Annotated in this window: 19 protein-coding genes; 5 read left to right on the forward strand and 14 right to left on the reverse strand. The window is 70.3% G+C overall.

The annotated features are described in order from the left end of the window. Positions 1 to 120: 120 nt before the first annotated feature. The 7 genes from ABKW26_RS10245 to ABKW26_RS10275 form a co-directional block, all read right to left on the reverse strand. Positions 121 to 219 carry an AURKAIP1/COX24 domain-containing protein gene (locus ABKW26_RS10245; RefSeq protein WP_003792170.1) on the reverse strand — a complete coding sequence of 33 codons (99 nt, stop codon included), beginning with the start codon at positions 217 to 219 and terminating at the stop codon, positions 121 to 123. 177 nt (positions 220 to 396) lie between these two features. Further along, positions 397 to 603: a helix-turn-helix domain-containing protein gene (locus ABKW26_RS10250; RefSeq protein WP_348593345.1), complete on the reverse strand. Its 207-nt coding sequence runs from the start codon at positions 601 to 603 to the stop codon at positions 397 to 399. Between the two features lie 145 nt (positions 604 to 748). Next, on the reverse strand, positions 749 to 1936 hold the full coding sequence (locus ABKW26_RS10255; RefSeq protein WP_348593347.1) for an acetoin utilization protein AcuC: 1188 nt from the start codon (positions 1934 to 1936) through the stop codon (positions 749 to 751). A gap of 18 nt (positions 1937 to 1954) precedes the next feature. Further along, a complete protein-coding gene (locus tag ABKW26_RS10260; protein WP_348593349.1) occupies positions 1955 to 2806 on the reverse strand; it encodes a carbohydrate ABC transporter permease in 852 nt (283 codons plus the stop codon). Continuing rightward, a complete protein-coding gene (locus ABKW26_RS10265) occupies positions 2803 to 3693 on the reverse strand; it encodes a sugar ABC transporter permease (RefSeq protein ID WP_348593350.1) in 891 nt (296 codons plus the stop codon). Before ABKW26_RS10265 ends, ABKW26_RS10260 begins: the two co-directional genes overlap by 4 nt. Before the next feature lie 3 nt (positions 3694 to 3696). Next, positions 3697 to 5013: an ABC transporter substrate-binding protein gene (locus ABKW26_RS10270; protein ID WP_348593352.1), complete on the reverse strand. Its 1317-nt coding sequence runs from the start codon at positions 5011 to 5013 to the stop codon at positions 3697 to 3699. An 87-nt stretch (positions 5014 to 5100) separates the two neighbouring features. Further along, entirely contained in the window at positions 5101 to 7272 is a 2172-nt protein-coding gene (locus tag ABKW26_RS10275; RefSeq protein ID WP_348593354.1) for a glycoside hydrolase family 36 protein, read from the reverse strand. A 209-nt stretch (positions 7273 to 7481) separates the two neighbouring features. Between ABKW26_RS10275 and ABKW26_RS10280 the strand changes: the two genes are divergently transcribed. The 3 genes from ABKW26_RS10280 to ABKW26_RS10290 are packed head-to-tail and all read left to right on the forward strand — an operon-like array spanning position 7482 to position 11895. Next, positions 7482 to 8273 (forward strand): ABC transporter ATP-binding protein, encoded by a 792-nt coding sequence (locus ABKW26_RS10280; protein ID WP_348593356.1) that lies wholly within the window; start codon positions 7482 to 7484, stop codon positions 8271 to 8273. Then, positions 8266 to 9810, forward strand: coding sequence for a hypothetical protein (locus ABKW26_RS10285; protein ID WP_348593358.1), 1545 nt, complete (start codon positions 8266 to 8268; stop codon positions 9808 to 9810). The genes ABKW26_RS10280 and ABKW26_RS10285 overlap by 8 nt, the downstream gene beginning before the upstream one ends. Before the next feature lie 9 nt (positions 9811 to 9819). Then, entirely contained in the window at positions 9820 to 11895 is a 2076-nt protein-coding gene (locus tag ABKW26_RS10290; protein ID WP_348593360.1) for a hypothetical protein, read from the forward strand. On the opposite strand, the gene ABKW26_RS10295 is transcribed toward ABKW26_RS10290, so the two are convergent. Further along, positions 11892 to 12941 (reverse strand): LacI family DNA-binding transcriptional regulator, encoded by a 1050-nt coding sequence (locus ABKW26_RS10295; protein ID WP_348593362.1) that lies wholly within the window; start codon positions 12939 to 12941, stop codon positions 11892 to 11894. The genes ABKW26_RS10290 and ABKW26_RS10295 overlap by 4 nt on opposite strands. A gap of 157 nt (positions 12942 to 13098) precedes the next feature. On the opposite strand from ABKW26_RS10295, the gene ABKW26_RS10300 reads away from it, so the two are divergent. Together ABKW26_RS10300 and ABKW26_RS10305 are read left to right on the forward strand one after the other, a co-directional pair. Further along, positions 13099 to 14475, forward strand: coding sequence for a potassium transporter TrkG (locus ABKW26_RS10300; protein ID WP_348593364.1), 1377 nt, complete (start codon positions 13099 to 13101; stop codon positions 14473 to 14475). A gap of 7 nt (positions 14476 to 14482) precedes the next feature. Next, positions 14483 to 15178 carry a TrkA family potassium uptake protein gene (locus ABKW26_RS10305; RefSeq protein WP_348593432.1) on the forward strand — a complete coding sequence of 232 codons (696 nt, stop codon included), beginning with the start codon at positions 14483 to 14485 and terminating at the stop codon, positions 15176 to 15178. 20 nt (positions 15179 to 15198) lie between these two features. Here ABKW26_RS10305 and ABKW26_RS10310 read toward each other — a convergent pair whose 3' ends face one another. The 6 genes from ABKW26_RS10310 to mmsA all read right to left on the reverse strand — a co-directional run bounded on the left by ABKW26_RS10310 (position 15199) and on the right by mmsA (position 23056). Then, positions 15199 to 16257 (reverse strand): sugar ABC transporter permease YjfF, encoded by a 1059-nt coding sequence (locus ABKW26_RS10310; protein ID WP_348593366.1) that lies wholly within the window; start codon positions 16255 to 16257, stop codon positions 15199 to 15201. Next, positions 16257 to 17378 (reverse strand): ABC transporter permease, encoded by a 1122-nt coding sequence (locus ABKW26_RS10315; RefSeq protein ID WP_348593368.1) that lies wholly within the window; start codon positions 17376 to 17378, stop codon positions 16257 to 16259. Before ABKW26_RS10315 ends, ABKW26_RS10310 begins: the two co-directional genes overlap by 1 nt. Then, the gene (locus tag ABKW26_RS10320) at positions 17375 to 18940 is read right to left on the reverse strand and encodes a sugar ABC transporter ATP-binding protein (RefSeq protein ID WP_348593370.1); all 1566 of its coding nucleotides are present in this window, start codon (positions 18938 to 18940) and stop codon (positions 17375 to 17377) included. The genes ABKW26_RS10315 and ABKW26_RS10320 overlap by 4 nt, the downstream gene beginning before the upstream one ends. 92 nt (positions 18941 to 19032) lie before the next feature. Then, positions 19033 to 19995, reverse strand: coding sequence for an ABC transporter substrate-binding protein (locus ABKW26_RS10325; protein WP_348593372.1), 963 nt, complete (start codon positions 19993 to 19995; stop codon positions 19033 to 19035). Between the two features lie 350 nt (positions 19996 to 20345). Continuing rightward, positions 20346 to 21527: a multiple monosaccharide ABC transporter permease gene (mmsB, locus tag ABKW26_RS10330; RefSeq protein ID WP_348593373.1), complete on the reverse strand. Its 1182-nt coding sequence runs from the start codon at positions 21525 to 21527 to the stop codon at positions 20346 to 20348. Further along, positions 21524 to 23056, reverse strand: a complete 1533-nt coding sequence (gene mmsA / locus ABKW26_RS10335; protein ID WP_348593375.1) for a multiple monosaccharide ABC transporter ATP-binding protein — start codon at positions 23054 to 23056, stop codon at positions 21524 to 21526. The genes mmsB and mmsA overlap by 4 nt, the downstream gene beginning before the upstream one ends. Positions 23057 to 23139: the final 83 nt, after the last annotated feature.

Below are 23139 nucleotides of genomic sequence, written 5' to 3' on the forward strand. Positions count from 1 at the left end.
ACACTTCCTAGCCTCCGCGTTTCCGGTCGGTGACATGCTCACGCTGAGGATATCCCGCTGTGGCCCTGACCCCGGACACGACTCGGGCCCGGTCGAAACCGGGCCCGGACGAGGTGGTGCCTACTTCTTGTTACGACGCTGGTGGCGCGTCTTGCGAAGCAGCTTGCGGTGCTTCTTCTTGGCCATACGCTTGCGGCGCTTCTTGATGACGGAGCCCATGGGTCCTCGCAATGTTGATCGGGTCTGCTCGCGCAGCACGCCCTGCGACGGCTCGGATCCCTACGCTGACGTGCCGTAGGACTGAGAACCGTGCGCACGACGCCCACGCTTGGGAAAGTCCGAGACTGAGCCTACCGTCTCCGAGGGGGTCGACGCGACGCGGACGGACCGGAGAGCTCAGGACGAGAGGCGGTCGCCGTCGATGTAGGACGAGGCGAGGTAGGCCTGCAGCGCCTCCTGCGGCACACGGTAGGACTTGCCCACGCGGACCGCCGGCAGCTCACCGGAGTGCACGAGGCGGTACACCGTCATCTTCGACACGCGCATGACCTCGGCGACCTCGGCCACCGTGAGGAACTGCATCCGTGGTGCGTCCGACGTCATGGGTGAGTCCTTCTCGTGGTCCTGGTGCAGACCGCCGGAGGGGCAGTGCACGTCCTGGCCCACACCCTATTCCCATCGTGGGGTTCGTGGGGCACGTGGCACCAGGTGAGAACGGCGACCACCCTGGTCGCGACCCGGGTGTCGCTCAGGCGTCGCGGCTCACGTCGACGCCGAGCAGCGGGAACGCGGACTGCCGCGTGGCGCGCACCGCGCGGTCGACCTCCCTGTCCGGGTCGAAGCCCGACTCCCACGGCACGAAGGACACGGCGCCGGCGTCGTCGGACATGAGCTCGGGCGCGCAGTGGTGGAGCACCTCTTCGACGTGGGCTCGCCAGGCGGGAGGCAGGGGCTGCGTCGGCCCGACGGGCCGGTGCTCGGCGATCGCGAGGACGTGGCACCAGACGATCGGCACGACGTCGACGACGGCGTAGCCACCGCCGCCGAGGGCGATCCACCGCCCGTCGGCGACCTCGTGGGCGAGGTCGTGGACCCACTCGGCGACCTGGCGCTGGGCGTCCACCGCGACGTCGAGGTCGCTCAGCGTGTCCTTGCCGTGCGCGTCGCAGCCGTGCTGCGACACGATGACCTGGGGCTCGAACGCACGGACGGCGTCCGGGAGCACCGCGTCGACGGCGCGCAACCACTCCGGGGCCTGCGTGCGGGCCGGGAGCGCGACGTTGACGGCCGAGCCGGGAGCGTGCGGTCCTCCGGTGTCGGTCGCGTGGCCCGTCCCTGGGAAGAGCGAGGCTCCGCTCTGGTGGACGGAGACCGTGAGGACCCGCGGATCGTCCCAGAAGGCCGCCTCGACGCCGTCACCGTGGTGGGCGTCGACGTCGACGTACGCGACGCGCTCGACGCCGGCGTCGAGGAGTGCACGGATGGCGACCGCGACGTCGTTGTAGATGCAGAAGCCCGAGGCGGCGCCCGCCATGGCGTGGTGCATGCCGCCGGCGAGGTTCACCGCGTGGGTCGCCTCGCCCCGCCACACGGCGAGCGCGGAGTCGACCGTGCCGGAGACGATGCGCGCGGCGGACTCGTGGATGCCCGGGAAGATCGGGTTGTCGTCGGTCCCGAGGCCGCGACCGATGTTCTCCACGTCGTCGTCCGACGCGGCGTGCACGGCCGCGACGTACTCCGGCTCGTGCACGGTGGCGAGCAGCTCGTCCGAGGCGATGCCGCTGCCCACCACCGTCACGTCGTCGTGCGCGAGGAGCCCGAGCTCCTGTGCGAGCCGGACCGTGAGGTCCAGCCGGAGCGGCGCCATCGGGTGCCCGAGGCCGAAGTCGTGCTCGACGAGCTCAGGGCTCCAGCTGACGTGCACGCGGAAGGGCATGGTTCACGGTAACGGTTCCTACTTGACCGCACCGCTCGTGACACCCGAGATGATCTTGCGCTGGAACACCATGAACACCACGAGCAGCGGGAGGCTCATGAGGATGACGTACGCGAAGATCAGGTGCCAGTTGTTGAGGTACAGGCCGGCGCTCGCGACGGTGAACAGGTTGAGCGGGAGCGTGTCGAGCGTCCCGCCGAGCACGAAGAACGCGTAGAAGACGTCGTTCCACACGTAGAGGCAGATGAGGATCGTCGCCGTCGAGAGCACGGGGACGAGCAGCGGCAGGATGATCCGGACGAAGACCTTGACCGGTCCCGCGCCGTCCATCCGCGCCGCCTCCTCGAGCTCGACGGGGATGGTGCGGACGAACCCCGTGACGAAGAAGATCACGGTCGACAGGTAGATCCCCGTGTAGACGCAGATCATGCCGATCGTCGTGCCGGCGAGCCCGAGCTGGCGCAGGAGCAGGACGAGGGTGACGACCGCGGGCGGGAGGATGAGCCCGGAGATCGCGCACGCGTAGAGGACCGCGTTGAGGCGGCCCGTGCGGCGGGCGAGGATCCACGCGGCCATCGAGCCGAGCACGAGGACGAGCAGCACGGACGGCACCATGACGAGAAGGCTGCCGGCGAACCCGGCCGGGATGTCGCCGTCGGTCCAGATCTCCGCGAGGTTCTCGCCGAGACGCCACTCCCCCGGCAACGACATCGTCGGGGTGATGGCCTCGGCCTGGCTCTTGCCCGCGGTCACGACGACGAGCCACAGCGGCACGCCCATCGTCAGGACGGTGATGAGGACGACGGCCACGGGCTGGATCCGTGACCAGAGGCCGGTCCGGCCCCCGCTGAGGGTCTTCGGGGCGCTCACAGGACTTCCTCCCGACGGCGCAGCATCCGGATGACGGGGAACGCGAGCGCCGCGACGACGACGAAGAGCACGAGGCTCATCGTCGTGGCCTGCGCGTACAGCCCCTGTCCGAACGTGCGGAAGATGAAGATGTTGAAGATCTCGGTCGACCGGGCGGGGCCACCACCGGTGGTGGCCTGGGCGATGTCGAAGCCGTTCATCGACCCGAGGAGCGCGGTCGCGACGTTGAACGTCACGGCCGGTCCCATGAGCGGGAAGCGGATCTTCCAGAACATCTGCCACGAGCTCGTGCCGTCGAGGCGGGCTGCCTCGAGGACGTCCTCGTTGATGGTCTTGAGCCCGGCGAGGTAGACGAGCATCGACAGACCCATCCACTTCCACGCGTGGATGAGCGCGACGACCACGAGGGTCCAGGTGGTGCTCCCGAGCCAGGCGATCGAGACGTCCTGGCCGGTGACGAAGGACAGCACCTGGTTGAGGGCGCCGTCCGGCTTGAGCAGCGCCTGGAAGATGTAGCCGACCGCGAGGGCGGACATGACCACGGGGATGAAGAAGACCACTCGTGCCGTGCGGTTGACGGTCGTGTCCTTCTCGAGCAGCAGCGCGAGCAGGAGGCCGAAGAGGTTCTGGAACACGGCGACGAGCAGCGCGTAGACGAGCGTGATCCGCAGCGAGGTGAGGAGCGTCCCGTTGGACAGCAGCGCCTGGACGTTGTCGAGCCCGACCATGCTGATCTCGGCCTTGAAGCTCGACCAGTCGGTGAACGCGTAGACGAAGCTGTAGACGGTCGGCGTGAGGAAGAAGACCGCGAGGACCGCGAACGCGGGGGCGAGGAACCACCACGGGTGCGTCTGACGTGCCGATCCCAGCTGGGGGCGTCGGGTCACCGGTCAGAACCCGTCCGCGCCGGCGGCGCGAGCCAGCTCGGCGAACTGCGCCTGCGTCGCCTCGGCGACCTCTTCGGGCGTCTTCACGTCGTTGAGCATGTCGACGAGGTTGAGCCACAGGTCGGGGTTGGCGACGGCCTGGGACTGCATGGAGCCCACGGAGTCCGAGAGGGACGCGTGCGCGTCGAGCAGGACCTCGGGGACGGCGGGCGAGCTCTCGACGCCGGTCATGATCGAGACGGCGTCGTTCGCCTCGACGAAGATCTCGTAGCCGTCGCCCATCCAGAAGGTGAGGAGCTGTCGTGCCGCGGCCTCGCGCTCGGCGTCACCGGTGCGGAACGCGACGAGGCCGTTGGCCTGGTCGGGGATCGACGTCGCGACGGTGCCCTCCGGGGAGACCGGGAAGAAGCCGATCGTCTCGTCGAGGACGTCGGTCTCGGCGAGGGCGAGGAGCTGTCCGGCGAAGACGTTCGTCTGGACGACCATCGCGGCCTCGCCGGCGAGCAGCGCGGCACCCTGGTCGTCGAACGTCGAGGTGGTGAGGTCGGCGTTGAACAGGCCCTCGTCGATGAGGGAGTCGTACGTGGTGATCGCGTCGAGCATCTCGGGGGACGAGAAGGTCTTCTCGCCGGCGTTCACGTCGTCCCAGTAGCCGGCCTGCGCATCGTCCGCGAGGAGCATCTGGGGCCAGTACTGCGAGGCCCAGCCGGGGTCGCCCATCTCGAAGAAGGGATCGATACCGGTCGCGTCGATCGTTCGCGCGATCTCGGTCACCTCGGCGAAGCTCTGCGGCACCTCGGTGATGCCGTTCGCCTCGAAGACGTCCTTGTTGTAGTAGACGCCGATGACGCCGGGGCTCGACACGAGGGCCGCGTAGCGGGTGTCGTCGAGGATGCCGGCCATGTCCTGGAGGTCCGGCTGGACGTCCTCGATCCACGGTGCGCCGTCGAGCGGCTGGAGGTTGGTGCCGGCGTTGATCGCCGTGAGCATCGACGGCGTCGGCTGCCAGAACGCGAGGTCGGGCTTCGCGCCCGTGGCCACGCGGGTCTGGACGTTCGTCTCGTAGGAGTCGGGGATGACCTCGACCGTGACGTCGGCCCCGGTCGCGTCCTCGAACGCGGCGACGACGGCCTCGGGGACCGCGACGCTGCTCTGCGCTGCCCAGACGGTCAGCTCGACCCCGGTGAGGTCGGCCGTCTGGTCGGGCCAGTCGGCGGCGGTGCCGGAGGTGGCCGCCCCGCCCGTGCTCGGGTCGCTGCAGGCCGTGAGGGCGAGGCCGAGGGCTGTGACGGCGACTGCTGTGCGTGCGAACTTCGTCATCGAAGGATCCTTTCGTCTGCGGTGGTCGACGTCGACCACCTGGGGTGTGTCGCGGGGGTGAGGGTTGTCATGTCGCGCGGGTGGAGGTCACCGGGGGACGACCTTGAAGACACGGGCGGACGCGATGTCGATCAGCCGGGCGGGGACGCTCGCCCGGACGGCGCCGGCAGCCGCGTCCCAGGTCAGCGACCAGTCGCCGAGGTCGGCGGGGAAGACCGGGACGATCTCGGCGTCGCTGCCGACGAGCCCGGGGAACGGCAGGACGACGTCCTGCGCCGCTCCGGGACGGCGCCACAGGGTGATGAAGGTCGCAGCCGGCGCCTGGAGCGCGAGGCACACCGCAGGGTCCGTCCAGGCGGGGAGCCCGAGCGGCCACACGGGGACGCTGCGGGCCAGCTCGTGCCGCACGGCCTTGTGGGCCGTCACGGCGCTGCGCACCGTCGCGCGCTGCGGGTCGGTCATCCGGTCGAGGAAGCCGGAGAGGTACAGGCGGCCGAGCACGCCCGTGGCGAGCGTGAAGGTCATCTCCTCGTGCGTCATCTCCGGCTGCGGGTACGCCCAGCTCGCCGCCTGCTCCGGCAGGAGCGAGGCCGGGGCGGCCGCGGCGATCGGCGGGTAGCGCAGGAGGTCCTGCTGGTCCGAGGTGGACTGGAGCTGGAGCTCGGAGAGCATCGCGTGGTCCATGCGCATGGCACCGGACGCGCAGCTCTCGAGGACGAGGTCGGGGTGCCGGTCGAGCACGGCGCGCAGCCAGTCGAGGTATGCCCGGTTGTGCCGCAGGAGGCCGTCGCCGGGCGAGGCGGGAGCGGGGGCGCCGTCGGCTGCACCGTCGGTCCCCGGCCCGGGCGTGATGTTGTAGTCGAGCTTGAAGTACCGCACCCCGTGGTCGTTCACCAGGGTGTCGATGCGCTCGTCCATGTACGTGCGGACGGCCGAGCTCGAGTAGTCGAGGTGGTGCCGCTGGTGCTCCGTGAGCCGCTGGCCACCACGCTGCATGAACGCGTCGGCGGGGTACGCGTCGGCGAGCGGGCTGCGCACGCCGACGACCTCGGGCTCGAGCCACAGCCCGGGCTCCATGCCGTTCGCGCGGATGTGCGCGAGGACGGTGTCCAGCCCGCCGCTGAAGCGGGCCGCGGACGGCCGCCACTCCCCCACGCCGTCCCACCAGTCGCTCTCGTCGGCGTACCAGCCGGCGTCGATGCAGAAGTAGTCGGCCCCCACCGCGACGGCGGCCTCGACGAGCGGCAGGAGCTTCTCGGTCGTCGGGTCACCCATGAGGGTGTTCATGTAGTCGTTGTAGACGACGGGCAGCGTGCGGACGTCGAGGTGCGGGCGGCGCAGCGCACGGCGCTGGTGGGTGAGCTCGGCGAACGCGCCGTGGACGCCGTCGTCGGACACGACGAGGGATGCCCGCGCCGACGTGAAGGACTCGCCCGGCACGAGGTCTCGTGACCACTGGTGCTCGTCGTCGGTCGGCCCGGTCGCCGCGAGGTAGAGGCCGTCGGTGCGCTCGCCCACCTGCCAGTGCCACGGGCCGTTGTGCTCGACCTGCCAGCCCCAGGCAGCGCCGGTCGCCGTGTCGACGAGGACACCGGTGGGGAGGCTCTCGCCCGTGGACCACGCGCCGAGCCCGGTGACCCGGTGGGCACCGCGGGGATCGTGCTCGTGGCGGGCGCGCGCGAGGTCGACGACGGGCTGGCTGCGCACACGCTGCGTGGTCCAGCGGCTCTCGCCGAGCCAGTCGGTCGCTGCCTGGTGGATCTCGACGTCGGTCAGGTCGCCTGCGGGGAAGCCGCCGACGACGAGCGAGGTGAGCGCCCGCAGTCGGACGGTGCTGGGGCTCTCGTTGGTCACGGTGCTCCAGGTCTGCAGCCCGGCGACCGACTCGTGCGATCGGAGCGTCGTGACGACCCGCAGCGCACTGAGGTCGTCCACCTGCTCGATCTCGAGGACGGACCACGTGCCGTCGCCGCGCGCGGGCTCGGTGCGCTCGGTGTGCGCGACGTAGCGGAGCCGTTCGCCGACGATCGTCTCGACGTAGCGCGAGGAGGACCAGGCGCGGCCGTGGGCGCCTGCGAGGACCTCGACGAGCGGCTGGGCCGTCTCGGCGTCGGCGACGCCGGGCTGGTGGCTGGGCGCAGCGTCCGGGCTCTCGACGGCTCGTACCGACGTGACGCGCACGGGGGCGTCGCCGCCGGTCGAGATCTCGACGCGCAGCCGGGGGGCGACCCAGCTGATGGTCTCGGCACTGCGACTCATGGGGATCCGATCGGGAGGAGGACTGGCGGGCCAGATCCATGAAAACGTTAATCAAATGGAGATGCAAGTGGCGCAGGTCACCACTTGATAACGCTTTCAGAGGCGCTGGTGGAGACAGGTCAGACACGTCCGCGCGAGCGCCGGTGCGGTGAGCCACCGCCCAGGCCCGCCGCTTGCGTTCTCCTGGACGTGCCGCGAGGCTGGACCGCATGGGTCCCGGACGAGTCGCGCCATGGCGCCGGAACCGCTCCGGCTCGCCCGCGGACGACCAGGCCGCAGACCGTGCCACCGACGCACCACCGTCGCCCGGGACCGGCCCGCTCGTCGCGGCTCGCGGCGTCGGCGTGCGGATCGACGACGCCGATCTCCTGCTCCCCGTGACCTTCGACCTCCACGCGGGGCACGCGCTCGCCGTCCGCGGACCGAACGGATCGGGAAAGACGACGCTCCTGCGCGTCGTCGCCGGCCTCGCCGAGCCCACCTCGGGCACCGTGCTCGTGGGAGGCCGCCCGCCCGACGACCGCGACCGTCACTTCCGCGCACGCCTCGCCGCCCTCGTCGGCCCGCCGCCCCTCGCCCGCAACCTCACACTGCACGAGCACCTCGCCCTCGTCGGGGCGTCGTGGGGCACGACGACGTCGGACGCGACCGAGCACGGCCACGCCCTGCTCACCGGCCTCGGCATCGACCGGCTCGCGCGCAGGTTCCCGCACGAGCTGTCGTCCGGGCAGGCGCAGCTCTTCGCGCTCGCGCTGACGCTCGCCCGCCCCGCCGACATCCTCCTGCTGGACGAGCCCGAGCAACGCCTCGACGCCGAGCGGCTCGAGGTGGTGGCCGACCTCCTGCGCGGGACGGTCGACGCCGGCACCGCCCTCCTCGTCGCCAGCCACAGCCCCACGTTCGTCGAGCGCGTCGCCGACGCGACCATCGTCCTCGGCTCCGCGGAACACGTCCACGACCTGGGCGACGCAGGCGACCCGCGGAACTCCGTCCGTGCCTGAGGCCGCCCTGCTGCACCCGCCCGACCCCGCGCGCCGCCTCGCCGCCGTCCGGGCCGTGCACGGTGGGCGCGGGGACGCCCGCTCCACGGGAGACGTGGCCTACGTGGTCTACGCGACGGTCCTCGTCCTCGCCATCGTCGTCGCGCCGCTGGTCCGGGGCCTGGTCATCGGCCTCTCCGGCCCGGAGGTGCTCGGCGTCCTCACCGCGCCGTCGGCCGCGCGGGGCGTCGGGGTCGTCGTCGGGCTGCTCCTCGCGGCGTGCGTGCTCCTCGGTCAGGTCCGCGGACCTGCTCTGACCAGCCCGTTCTTCACCGTCGCGGTCGCCGGCACCGACCTCCCGAGGAGCGTGACGCTCCGGCGGCCCTTCTGCACTGCAACGGCACTCCTCGTGACCTCCTCCGCGCTCGTCGCCGCCGTCCTCGCGTGGGTGCTCCATGACGCCACCGGCCTGCCCTCGTCCTCTGCCGGCGCGCTCGTGCTCGGCGCCTCGGCGGTCGGGCTGCTCGCCGCCGTCGCCTGGCTGCTCGGCCAGCGACTGAGCCCCGCCCGGGCGAGTGGTCTCGCCGGGATCCTCGCTGTCGTGACAGGCCTGCACGCCGTCGTCCCGACCATCGGGATCCTCGTCCCCACCGGATGGGCCGGCGCACTGTGGCCGGTCGAGAGCAGCATCCCGTCCTGGGCCGAGACGGCAGCTCTTCCAGCGCTCGTGGCGGCCGCGCTGCTCGCCGTCGCCGCCGTCCCCCGTCTGCTCGACGCTCTCGGCGGGGTCGAGCTCCTCGCCCAGGCACGGCGGTGGGAGACGGCCGGCACCTCTGCCTCGGCAGGCGACCTCTCGGGTGCGCTCGGCCAGTTCCGCCCGCCACCTCGCACAGGCCGCGCCTGGTGGGCGGTCCGGGGACGGTCGAGCGTCGGGCGCTTCGTCGTCCGGGACCTCGTCGGGGCTCTGCGAACGCCTGCGCGGGCTGCCGGGGGCGCGCTCGTCCTCGTCCTCGCCGGCACGCTCCTGGCAACCGGCCTGGAGGGGCCGGAGCTGCTCGGCCCGGTCGTCGCCGCGGTCGGCGCGGTCGTCGGCTACCTCGCCCTGGGCGTCGTCGCGGACGGGTTCCGTCACGCGGCCGAGGCCGCGTCCGCACCGACGCTCTACCGCTACGGCACAGGCAGTCTCTTCGCGCTCCACGGCCTGCTGCCGACAGCCTGCGCCCTGCTCCTCACCGGAGCCGGGACAGCGGTCGTCGCGGGCCCGGACCTGGCCATCGGCTCGGCCGTCGCGGCGCTCGCGTGCTTCCTCGTGCTCGTGCGAGCGCGCGACAGCGCCAAGGGGCCGCTCCCGCCCCAGCTCCTCACCCCGGTCTCGACACCCGCGGGCGACGCGTCGGGGGTGGCGATCGTCGTGTGGCAGGCCGACGCGCTCATCGTCTCCGCGCTCGTGGCAGCAGCGGCGAGCACTGCGCCCGACACTCCTGCGAGACTCCTCGTCGTCGCGCTCGGCGGGCTCGGAGCCGTCCTGAGCGCGCGCGCCAGGCTGCGTCGCACCTAGGCTCGTCCCGTGCCGCGCGACATCGACGTCATCCTCCAGACCCTCGACACCCCGGGCTGGGTGTTCCTGCCGCCGAGCAGGGACCGCGTCATGCAGGACGAGGTCCACCACGACGCCCGGGTGGAGATCGCCCGTCGCGACCTGCCCCCGGAGACTCCCTACGCCGGCTGGCACACCCAAGCCGCGGCGGCCGGCCGGGACGGCGCGCTCACCCGACCACAGCGCATCTCCTTCGGCGGGGACCGCAGCCAGGTGCGCGATCGCCTCCTCGCTCTCGAGGACCACGGCTTCGCCGTGCTGGGCGGCCGGACCGACGACGAGGCCTTCCTGCTCGTGCGGGACGCCCACCCCACGGCCGCGGTCGCCGACGAGCTGCCCGCCCTGCGCACGCGGCTCCGCCTCCTCGCCGATCCAGAGCTCCACCGGGACGAACCGGTACCGCTGCGCGCCGGAGAGGAGGACCTCCTCCACGACGTCCTGCGCTCCCCGGAGCTCGCCGCGCCGGACGCCGCCGTCCGCCCGGACGCGCTCGCAGCACTCCACCGGCGCGGTCGCGCCACCACGACGGACGTCGAGGCGGTCGTGAGGGGATGGCGCGAGGTCTTCGGTGATCGTGCGCCTGAGCTCGCACGCGTTGCCGTGGACCTCAGGCACCCTTTCGCCGAGGACCTCGTGCTCGACCTCCTCGCCGACGGCGCCGCGCCGAGCGACCTGCTCGCCGCGTGGGGCGACCCTCGCGCGGTGGAGGCGACCCGGGAGCGGGCCGTGCGCGGCACCCGCCGCGACGTCGAGGCGTACCTCGACCTGGCCGTCTCGCACGGCGCCACCCGCCGAGACGCGCTGCTCACGATCGCCGAGCAGATCCGTGCCGACGGACCGGCGGCGGGTCGGGCCGCACCGACACGGCGGACGTCCGGGCACACCGGGGCCGGCTCGACACCCTGGCCTACCTCGTCCCGAGCGTGGTCGACGTGGACGGCCCGCTCGTCGCACGCATCCTCGCGGCGCTGCGCGACACGACGCTCCCCGCGTGGCTCCGCGCGCAGGTCGTCAGCACGCAGTCGGAGCTGCCGGGCCGGCTCCACGACGGGCTCGTGCGCACCGCCTGGGACACCCCCCCGGCCGTTCGGACCGTCTCCGGACCAGCCGTCACCCGAGGAGGCGCGGACCGTCCTCGACGCCTGGGACGACGCGGCACGCACCGCCTTCGCCGACGCAGGCGCCCCACCCTGGCCGGGCTTCGGTGTCGGGAGCGCCCGATCACGTGCCCGGACGCACGAGGCGACCACGCAGCTCGACGCGTGGCAGGCCGATGCCCTGCGCGCCCACCTGACGCGCACCGACGCCACCGAGACCGAGCTCGCCACGTGCCTCGAGCTGCTCCTCGTCACGGGAGCCCTGCGGGTGGCGGACCTCGACCCGCTGCGCACGGGATGGCGTCGACGCCTGTTCGTCACGCCGGACACGTACTCGAGCGCGCGCCCCGCCGTCGTGACCTTCGCGAGCGCGCTGCTCCGTGCCGGGGACCCTCTCGGCGACGAGGTGGCGCGCGTCGTGCTCGCCGACCCCCGTGGCTGGGCTGCCGGGCCCCGGCACCTGGTCCTGGCCGAGACGGGCGGCCCGGACGCGTCCGCGCGCCTCTGGGCGGCCGCGATGACCGACGGGCCCGGAAGCCGGCAGGCCGCGCACGGCTGGGTGACCCTCGACGCCCGCACCTACGGCCACCCGGTCGCCGCCGCTGCGGCACGGGGATGGGCGTCCGTCACCGAGCCCGGTCCGCTCTGGCGGCGCTACCAGCTCGTCGACGCCGCGATCTGCCACGCCGACCCCGACCGCCCGGTGTGGGGTGCGACGCACAGGACAGGTTCCGTCCGCCAGGTCGGTGCCGCCCTCGACCTCGCCGCAGACCCCGCTCACCCCGCGGCCATGCGTCGGCGGGCTCTCGAGGTCGCCACCCGGTCGAGCGTCCTCGGAGCCCCCACCGAGGCTGAGCCTGCGGCCGTCGACGTCGAGCTCGCGACCAGGCTCCGCGCGCGGGCGGGGGCCCTCAGCGACGAGCTGGGGACCGCGCAGGACCGCGACTAGCGGGCGTCGGCACGCGCCGACCGTGGCGCACCCGTGCTCTCGCGCACGACGAGCTCCGGCGACGCCGACGACAGGAGCGGGGCGGTCCCCGTCGTGATGAGCTGTTCGAGCAGCCTGAACGCACGCCGCCCGAGATCGATGAAGTCCTGGGAGACGGTCGTCAGTGCCGGGATCGTCACGGCGGCGAGCGGCTCGTCGTCGAAGCCGATCACACTCACGTCGCCCGGTACCTCCTTGCCTCCCTCGTGGAGACCACGGATGACCCCGATGGCCACCTCGTCGTTGCCGCACACCACCGCCGTCACGTCGTCCCTCGTCGCGAGCGCGAGGCCCACGTCGCGACCGGACGCCGGCTCCCACGTGCCCGCGATGATCGGGGGAACCTCGATACCGGCAGCCCGCAGCGCGTCCTCCCACCCGAGCGTGCGGCCCATCTGCGGGACGGCCTGCGGCACGGACACGTGATGGACCGTGGCGTGACCGAGAGCGAGCAGGTACTCCGTCGCGACCTTCGCCGCAGCGCGGTCGTCGAGGTAGGCCTGCGGTGCGGTGGCGCCAGCCGACGGGATCGCCACCGCGGACACCATCGGCACGGTGCCCGGGAAGGCCTTCGTCGCCCGCATCCCGGCCTCGTCGAACTCGAGCACGACGACGCCCGCGACCGGCTGGCCGAGGACGAGGTCGATCGTCGTCTCGACCGCCCCTGCGTCCCCACCCTCACCCGGCGTCTCGACGACCGTGATGACCACGAGATACCCGGCGGCCCTCGCTGCCTCCTCGATCCCCTGGATGGTCGTCGAGTACCCGTAGCGCGTCGTGTTGCCCGCGACGATCGCGATCATCGACTGCCTGCCCGAGACGAGCGCACGCGCCGCCGCGTTGGGACGATAGCCCAGCTCGCGGATCGCGGCCATGACACGTTCGCGCTTGTCGTCGCTCACCGGGGTCGACCCCGTGAGGACGCGCGAGACGGTCGGTACGGAGACACCGGCGACCCGGGCGACGTCGGCGATGACGGGCGCACGGGGATGAGAGGGGGTGATCACACGACGACCCTAGTGGTCTGCGGCGACACAGGGCGAGGACGCCTGAAGGCCGCCTGGCCTGCTGCTCTGCCCACCGACGTCCGTGGCAGCACGCCCACAGCGCCGGGACGTGGCAAAGTTCGGTGGTACGCAGTCGGCACCACGTGAGGGAGAGAGCATGGCATCCGGGTTCTCGGGACGCCTCTGGGCAGGCCGCGAGCTCGTCGACCGGTTGGCGCGCCAGTCTCCCGCACGCCTGGCGCTCGGTGTCTTCGCCTCCGTGATCGCGGTCTTCACCGCCCTCCTGTCCACCCCGTTCGCCACGGCGTCCGGCACGCGGGCACCCTTCGTGGACGCCCTGTTCACCGCCACCTCCGCGGTCTGCGTCACGGGGCTCGTGACGGTGCCGACCGGACCGTACTGGTCGACCTTCGGTCACGTGACGATCCTCGTCGGCATCAAGATCGGTGGGCTCGGCGTCATGACGCTCGCCTCCGTCCTCGGCATGGCGGTGTCCAGCCGCATCGGCCTGACGCAGAGGCTCCTCACCGCGTCGGAGACGAAGACGACCCGGCTCGGCGAGGTGGGCTCGCTCGTCCGGGTCGTCATCATCACCTCGACCGTGCTCGAGGTCGCCATCGCGCTCCTGCTCGTCCCCCGCTTCCTCGCCCTCGGCAAGAGCGTCGGCGAGGCGACGTGGCAGGGGATCTTCTACGCCGTCTCCGCCTTCAACAACGCCGGCTTCGTCCCCACGACCGAGGGCCTGGCCCCCTACGCGGGCGACTGGCTCCTGCTCATGCCGATCGTCATCGGCGTCTTCATCGGCTCGCTCGGGTTCCCGGTCATCCTCAACGTCGCCCGAAACCGCCGCAAGGTCCGCAGGTGGAGCCTGCACGCGAAGCTGACGGTCGTCACGAGCGCGCTGCTCGTCCTCGTCGGCTCGTTCCTCTTCCTCCTCTTCGAATGGACCAACGCGGGCACCGTCGGTGCCATGTCGTGGCACGACAAGCTCTTGTCGGGCCTCTTCATGGGCGTCATGCCACGGTCGGGAGGCTTCTCCACCGTCGACGTGGGCGAGATGCGGGAGGCGAGCTGGCTCATCACCGACGCACTGATGTTCGTCGGCGGAGGCAGCGCCTCCACCGCAGGAGGCATCAAGGTGACCACCCTCGCCGTCATGATGCTCGCCATCGTCGCCGAGGCACGTGGCGACCAGGACATCGACGTGTTCGGGCGCCGCATCCCCCGGGAGACGCTGCGCCTCGCCGTCGCGGTGTCCTTCGTCGGCGCGACCGCCGTCCTCGTCTCGAGCCTCCTGCTCCTCGAGATCACCGGCTGGACGCTCGACGTGGTCCTCTTCGAGGTCATCTCGGCCTTCGCGACCGTAGGCTTGTCGACCGGGGTGACCGCTGACCTGCCTGAGGCCGGGAAGTACGTCCTCGTCGCCCTGATGTTCATCGGCCGGACCGGCACGATGACCCTTGCCGCAGCGCTCGCGCTGCGCGACCGCCGCCGGGTCGTCCGGCAGCCCGAAGAAAGGCCGATCATTGGCTGACAGGAACATCAGGAACGCGTCCGACGCGCGCGCGTCCGACCGGAACGAGAAGGCCAAGGACGCAGGTGTGCTCGTCATCGGGCTGGGCCGCTTCGGCTCGTCCTTGGCGATGACGCTCGACCGCCTCGGGCAGGACGTGCTCGCGATGGAGCGCTCACCGGGCCTCGTAGCCCACTACTCGGACCGGCTGCCGATCGTCGAGGCCGACGCCTCCAACCCGGAAGCGCTCGAGCAGGTCGGCGCGCGCGACTTCCCCATCGCCGTCGTCGGCGTCGGCACGTCCCTCGAGGCGAGCGTCCTCATCACCGGGAACCTCGTCGACCTCGGTACACCGCAGATCTGGGCGAAGGCAGTCTCCGCCGAGCACGGTCGTATCCTCCAGCGCATCGGCGCGCACCACGTCGTGTTCCCGGAGTCCGACGCGGGCAACCGCGTGGCTCACCTCGTCTCGGGCAAGCTGCTCGACTACATCGAGGTCGAGGACGGCTTCACCATCGTCAAGATGCGCCCGCCGAAGGAGACGCAGGGCTTCACGATCGCCCAGTCGAAGGTGAGCGAACGCTACGGCGTGACGATCATCGGCGTGAAGTCGCCCGGCCAGGAGTTCGTCTACGCCACGGACGAGACGCGCATCTCCGCGAACGACCTCCTCGTCGTGTCCGGTCACTCGGACCTGCTGGACCGCTTCGCTGCGCGCCCCTAGGACCGCGGGCGGGACGCCCGCTACCGGCGTCGGAGCGTGAGGACGCGCTGGAGCACGACGAACGCGAGGAGGACCACACCGATGAAGACACGGGTCCACCAGGAGTCGAGGCCCTCGCGAGCGATGAGCACCTGGATCAGCCCGTAGACGAGAACTCCGGCCGCGGTACCCAGGACGTAGCCTCCGCCGCCGGTGAGGATCGTCCCGCCGATGACGACCGCGGCGATCGCGTCGAGCTCCATGCCGATCCCGGTGAGGTTGAACCCGGACTTCGTGTACAGCGCGAAGAGGATCCCGGCGATGCCGGCGCACGTCCCGCTGATGACGTAGACCCCCACGACCGTGCGCCCGCTCGAGAGGCCCATGAGCTGGACCGCGTTGCCACCGTCACCGACGCCCACCCCGTAGACCGTTCGACCGAAGCGTGTGTAGTGCAGGAGGTAGAACGCGACGAGGAGGACGGCGAACGCGACGATCATGCTGAGGTTGATCTTCGAGATGCTGCGTCCCTCCCCGAACTTCACGCTCCACGACGCCAGTGCGGCGAAGCCCTCGTCCTTGATGGCGAGCGACTGCACGCTCACGACGTTGCACAGCCCGCGGGCGAGGAACATCGCCGCGAGCGACGCGATGAACGGTTGGATCGCGAAGGCGTGCACCATCGTGCCGATGAGCAGCCCGAAGGTCGACCCGATGAGGACGCCGACGACGAGCACGACGGGCAGCGGGACGCCGAGCGGCAGGAGCCTCGCGACGACGAGACCCACGAGCGCGACGACCGCTCCGACCGAGAGGTCGATGCCGCCCGTGAGGATGACGAAGGTCATCCCGATCGCGAGCACGAGCAGGTAGGAGTTGTCGACGAGGAGGTTGGAGAAGAGTCTGACGGAGACGAAGCCGCGGTCGCCGCCGTAGCGGGCCTCCCCGACGGCCAGCATGATGACGAGGGTCAGCAGGGTACCGGCGACGGGGAGGTACCGGGGCTCGAGGAGGCGACCGAGGACGATCCGGGCGCGGTGGCCGGGACCCGGCCGAGGGGCAGCGGCCGTGGGGCGGCCTGTCGCTGTGCTGGTCGACATCACACGACCTCCTTGACGGTCGCGCGCGCGGCGGGCGCCACGACCGTGGGCGGGCGCCCGTCACGTCTCGGTCTGGCGTCGCGGAGCATCCCGCGGAGCTTCGGGGACTGCGCGACGCAGACGGCGATGATCACGAGCGCCTTGAAGAGCGGCGTGATCTGCGACGGGATGTGGAAGATGACGACCGCGCGCTCGATGGTGCTGAGGATGAGCGCGCCGACCACGGTCCCGCCGAGGTAGAACTTGCCGCCGGCGAGCGTGGTCCCGCCGAGGACGACGCACATGATCGCGTCCATCTCCTTCATGAGCCCGATGTTGTTGGCGTCCGCCGCCATGGTCGGTGCGCCGTAGACGATGCCGGCCAGCCCGGCGAGCAGGGCGGCCACGATGTAGACGAACCACGTGATGCTCCGGGACGGGACGCCCGCGAGGCGGCTCGCCTCCCGGTTGATCCCGACGCTCTCGAGCAGCATGCCCAGTGCGGAGATGCGCACGACGAGCACGAGGAGCACGAGGACGACCGCCGAGATGACGACCGGCATCGGCAGGCCCAGGACGAACCCGGAGCCGAGGAACTTGAACGGCGGGCTGGTCACGGTGGTGATCTGCCCTTGGGTGATGAGCATGGCGATGCCCCGCCCGGCGACCATGAGGATCATCGTCGCGATGAACGGCTGGATGCCGAGGACGGCGACCATGAACCCGTTGAAGGTGCCGATGACGACCGCCACGGCGAGGGCGATCCCGATCGCGGTGAGGACGGTGGGGACGCTCCCGGCGCTCGACGACCCGTCGAGGTAGGTGAGCGAGACGGCCAGGGAGATGGCCATGACTGCGCCGACGGAGAGGTCGATCCCACCCGTCGCGATGACGAGCGCCATGCCGAGACCCAGGAGCATCGGCGTCGCGCTGAACCTCAGGATGTCGATGAGCTGTCCGAAGAGGTGTCCGTCCCGGACCGAGACGTCGAGGAAGCCCGGGCTGCGCAGACCACAGGCGAGCAGCAGGACGACGAGTGCGACGACCGGCCAGAACAGGCGGTGGTGGAACGCTCGGCGGAGGAGTTCCGGGGCCGCCCCGGGCCGGGTCGAGAGGTCAGGGGATGCGATGTCGGCGGTCACGATGGTGTTCCTTCGCTCGCTGCGATGCTCGTGAGGACGGTGTCCGGGGAGATCTCGGGTCCGTTGACGATCTGCTCGACGAAGACGCGGTCGCGCAGGATCTCGATGCGTTGGCTCACCCGCAGCACCTCCTCGAACTCCGAGGAGATGAACACGACGGACATGCCGTCGGCTGCGAGGTCCGCGACGAGCTTCTGGATCTCCGCCTTGGCCCCGACGTCGATGCCGCGGGTGGGCTCGTCGAGCACGAGGATGCGTGGCGCGACGGCGAGCCACCGGGCGAGGAGCACCTTCTGCTGGTTGCCGCCCGAGAGGTTCTTCACGAGCATCCCGGGGCTCGCCGGGTGGATGTTGAGCGCCCGCATGTACCTGTCGACGATGGTGTCGAGCTCCCGCCGAGGGACCGGTCGCCAGATGCCGCGGATGGTCTGGACGGCGAGAGCGATGTTCTCACGCACCGTGAGGTCACCGATGATGCCCTCCTTCTTGCGGTCCTCGGAGGAGAAGGCGATGCCCATCTTCAGCGCCTGGAGCGGGTCGTCGAGCCGGACGGTCCGGCCGTCGAGCTGGATCTCGCCCTGGTCGGGCTTGTCGGCTCCCGTGAGGAGGCGGGCGGCCTCCGTGCGCCCGGACCCGAGGAGCCCCGCGAGGCCCACGATCTCGCCGGGGAAGAGCTCGAGGTCGTACGGCTGGATCCGGCCGTGCTTCCCGAGGCCGACCGCCTTGATGGCGGAGACCTCTCCGTCGCGTGCCGTGCGCACCCGCGACCGCGCCCCCTCCTCGAGGGTCGCGAGCTCCTCCCCCGTGCGGCCGATCATCGCGGAGATGAGCTCACGTCGCGGCAGGTCACGGGTGGGGGCGGAGCGGACGAGCCGGCCGTTGCGCAGGACGGTCATGCGGTCGGATATCTCGTAGACCTGGTCGAGGAAGTGGGAGACGAAGAGGACCGCGACCCCGGCGTCCCGCAGGCTCCGGACCACGGCGAACAGCTCGTCCACCTCTGCCTTCTGGAGGCTCGACGTCGGTTCGTCGAGGATGAGCACCTTCGCGTCCGCCACGGTCGAGCGCGCGATGGCGCACAGCTGCTGGACGGCGATCGAGTGCGTCGAGAGCATCGAGCCGGGATCGATCGAGAGCCCCAGACGCTCGAGGTACCGGCTCGCCTCACGGCGCATCGCCCGCCAGCTGATGAGCGGCCCTCTCCGGGGCTCGTGCCCGAGCATGACGTTCTCCGCGACCGAGAGGTTCGAGCACAGGTTGACCTCCTGGTAGACGGTGCTGATCCCGGCGGCCTGCGCGGCGCGCGGTCCGCTGAGGTCCACCTGGGCACCGTTCACCACGACGGTGCCCGAGTCGATCGTGTAGACGCCCGTGAGTGCCTTGATGAGCGTCGACTTCCCCGCCCCGTTCTCGCCCATGAGCGCGTGGACCTCACCGGGATGGAGCGCGAAGTCCACGTCGTCGAGCGCCTTGACGCCGGGGAAGGTGATCGTGATGCCTGTCATCTCCACGACCGGGGTGCGCGCGATCCCGGTCCCGTGAGCGGTCGTCGTCTCGGACATCGTCGTCCTCTCTGCGGCTGCCGCCGGCAGCGGGTGGGCTGACCGGGCCCGTCGCGGGCCCGGTCAGCTGCGGTTCTCAGCGGGGACGGGCGTCAGAACGACCTGGCGTCGATGACGTCCTGGGTGATCGTCTGGTCGAAGGCCTGGTCGACGACGATGGTCTCCTCAGGCACGTCCTCGCCTGCGGCGACCTGCTTGACGAGCTCGACGAGCTGGTCTCCGAACGCCGGGTTGCACTCGACGACGAAGTTGAACTTCCCTTCGAGGAGCGCGGTCAGCCCGTCACGCACGCCGTCGACGGTGACGATCTTGATGTCCACGCCTGGGACCTTGCCAGCGGCCTCGATCGCCTCGATCGCGCCGAGGCCCATGTCGTCGTTGTGCGCGAAGATGAGGTCCATCTCCGGGTAGGCCTGGAGCGCGGCCTCGGTCGCCTCCTTGCCCTCGGTGCGTGTGAAGTTGCCGCTCGCCTCACCGATGACGTTGTCTCCGACGACGGACCGGAAGCCGTCCTGCCGGTTGCTCTGGGCGCCGGAGCCCATGGTGCCCTGGAGCTCGAAGACCTTGGCGTCGGGGTGGTTCTCCGCGACCCACTCGCCGGCGGTGACGCCCTCTGCCGTGAAGTCGGCACCGATCCACGTGACGAAGGGGTCTTCGACGGTGGTGTCGACTGTCCGGTCGACGAGGACGACGGGGATGCCTGAGTCCTTGATGTCCTGGAGGATCTCGTCCCAGCCCGTCTCGATGACGGGCGAGAAGGCGATGACGTCGACGTCCTGGTCGATGAAGTCGCGCAGGGCCTTGATCTGGTTCTCCTGCTTCTGCTGAGCATCGACGAACGTGAGCTCGATGCCGTTCTCCTCGGTGAGGTTCGCCTTGACGGACTCGGTGTTGGCGGTGCGCCATCCGCTCTCTGCGCCGAGCTGGGAGAAGCCGACCTGGATGAGGTCGTCGCCGCCCTCTGACTCGCCGTCGGAGCCGCAGCCGGAGAGGGTGAGCATCGAGGCTGCGACGAGCGTGCCGATCGCTGCGCGGGTGAAAGCCTTGCGGGTCATATCTCCTCCTTGAGATCGACCTGAGGTCCGTCGTTGGACCCAGGCGGTGTGCGGGTCCGCCTTCGGGCTCGCATCCTCCCGATGTTAGCGTTCACAACATATCGGGCGAAAGGCCTGTAGATAACGATTTAGCGACAAATGGGCTATCTGGCTCGACACGGCCCCCGGCGCGCGCCCGGGGTGCTGCTCGGCCCGCTCGCGCGGCGACGGGGCCCGTCTCGCGCCAGCAGCCCTCTGGCACGCGAACGAGGGCGCAGCACGAAGGCGACGGCGTGTGGAGGACCACACGCCGTCGCCTTCGTCGCTACGCCCTCGCGGGGGTTGCGCGCCCTCGCGGGCGTCGTGCTGTGTCAGCGAGCCTGCGCTGCGCGACGCTTGTTGTAGACGTCGAACGCGACGGCCAGGAGGAGGACGAGGCCCTTGACGATCTGCTGCACCGACTGGTCGACGCCGAGGAGCTGCATGCCGTTGCTCATGACGGCCATGATGAGGCCACCGACCATCGCTCCGACGACCGTGCCGACACCACCGGTGACGGCTGCTCCACCGATGAAGCAGGCGGCGATCGCGTCGAGCTCGAACATGTTTCCGGCTGACGGCTGTGCGCCGTTCGACCGCGAGGAGTACACGACGCCCGCGATACCCGACAGCATGCCCATGTTGACGAAGATCCAGAAGTTGACCCACTTGACCTTCACACCGGAGAGCTGCGCGGCGCTGAGGTTGCCACCGATCGCGTAGATGTGACGGCCGAAGACGGTCTGCTTCGTGATGAGCGCGTACGTCATGATGAGCACGCCCAGGATGATGAGCACGATCGGCAGGCCGCGGCTGTTGGCGAGCTGCCACGCGAAGGCCATGACGACAGCGGCGATCGCGACGAGCTTGACGATGAAGAGCGGGAACGACTCGACGGCCTGCTGGTAGGCGACGCGGGCACGGCGGCCGCGGAACGCGCTGTAGGCGTAGCCGGCGACGCCGATCGCGGCGACGACAAGCGTGAACGTGTCGTATCCCGGCCCCCCGAGCAATCCGTTGATGAAGCCGCTAGCGGTCTTCTGGTACGTGGAGGGGAACGGCGAGAGCGAGATGTTGCTCAGCACCTGGAGCGTGAGCCCACGGAACAGGAGCATGCCCGCAAGGGTAACGATGAACGCCGGGATACCGACGAACGCGACCCAGAACCCGTGCCAGGCTCCGACGAGGAGACCGACGCCGATCGCAGCCGCGATACCGACGCCCCAGGGCATCCCTTCCTTGATGACCAGCACACCGGACACCGCACCGGTGAGCGCCACGACGGAACCGACCGACAGGTCGATGTGTCCCGCGATGATCACCAGCAGCATGCCGAGGGCGAGGATGAGGATGTAGGAGTACTGCAGGACGATGTTCGTGAGGTTCCCCGGGCTGAGGAGGACCCCGTCCGTGAGCACCGCGAACAGCCCGATGATGGCGACGAACGCGACGTAGATGCCGCTCTGCCGGAGGTTTCGGGTGACTAGGGCTCTGAGACCCGATGTTTCGGTCATCGCCGCGCTTCCTTTTCCTTGGTCATGAGTTCCATGAGGCTCTCCTGCGAGGCCTCGTCTGCGTTGAGCACACCGGTGATCCGGCCTTCTGCGAGCGTGTAGATCCGGTCGCAGATGCCGAGGAGCTCGGGGAGCTCGGAGGAGATGACGACACACGCCTTGCCCTGGTCGGCAAGCTTGTTGATGATCGTGTAGATCTCGTACTTGGCACCGACGTCGATGCCACGGGTGGGCTCGTCGAGGATGAGCACGTCCGGGGACGTGAAGATCCACTTGCTGAGCACGACCTTCTGCTGGTTACCGCCGGAGAGCTTGCCGACCGTCGCCATGACGGTGGGCGTCTTGATGTTCATGCTCGCCCGGTAGCCCTCGGCGACCTTGAGCTCTTCGTTGTTGTTCACCCAGCCGCGCGAGGAGATCTTGTCGAGACCTGCGCCGGTGATGTTCGTCCGGATGTCGGAGATGAGGTTCAGACCGAACTTCTTGCGGTCCTCGGTCGCGTACGCGATGCCGTTGTCGATGGCCTGGCTCACCGTGTGGGTGCGCACCTCCTTGCCGTGCATGAAGATGCGGCCGGAGATGTTGCTGCCGTAGGTGCGACCGAAGATGCTCATCGCGAGCTCCGTGCGGCCGGCACCCATGAGACCGGCGATGCCGATGATCTCGCCTGCGCGAACGTTGAACGACGCGTTGTCGACGACGACCCGGTCGCGCTGGGTCGGGTGGTGCACCGTCCAGTCCTCGACCCGCATGACCTCCGCGCCCAGCGTGGGCGTGTGGTCGGGGTAGCGGCTCTCGAGGTCGCGGCCGACCATGCCCTTGATGATGCGCTCCTGCGTGATCTCCGCGGCGTCGAGGGTCTCGATGGTGCGGCCGTCGCGGATGATCGTCGTGGAGTCGGCGATCGCGGTGATCTCGTTGAGCTTGTGCGAGATCATGATCGACGTGATGCCCTGTCCCTGGAGCGAGCGCAGCAGGGAGAGGAGGTGCTCCGAGTCGGAGTCGTTGAGGGCCGCGGTCGGCTCGTCGAGGATGAGGAGCTTGACCCTCTTGGAGAGGGCCTTCGCGATCTCGATGAGCTGCTGCTTGCCGACGCCGAGCTGTCCGACCGGCGTCACGGGATTCTCGTCGAGGCCGACACGGGCGAGGAGCTTGGTCGCCTCGGAGTTCGTGCGGTTCCAGTCGACCATCCCGCGGTGGGTCTGCTCGTTGCCGAGGAAGATGTTCTCCGCGATGGAGAGGAACGGGATGAGGGCGAGCTCCTGGTGGATGATGACGACACCACTGGCTTCGCTCTGGTTGATGGAGTGGAACTCCTCGAGCTTGCCGTCGAAGTGGATCTCTCCGGTGTAGGTCCCTGCGGGGTAGACCCCGGACAGAACCTTCATGAGAGTCGACTTCCCGGCGCCGTTCTCTCCGCAGATGGCGTGGATCTCTCCCCGCCGCACGCTGAGCGATACGTCTTCGAGCGCCTTGACTCCCGGGAATGTCTTGGTGATGGAACGCATCTCCAAGATGTTGGGATTCATGCGACCTAACCCTTCTGGTCTGGTGCGATTGTGCGCGCGGTCGTGACGACGGGCGAGCGGTTCTCCGCCCGCCCGCCGTCACG

The sequence above is a fragment of the Sanguibacter sp. 25GB23B1 genome, assembly GCF_040012415.1.
Classification (GTDB): Bacteria; Actinomycetota; Actinomycetes; order Actinomycetales; family Cellulomonadaceae; genus Sanguibacter.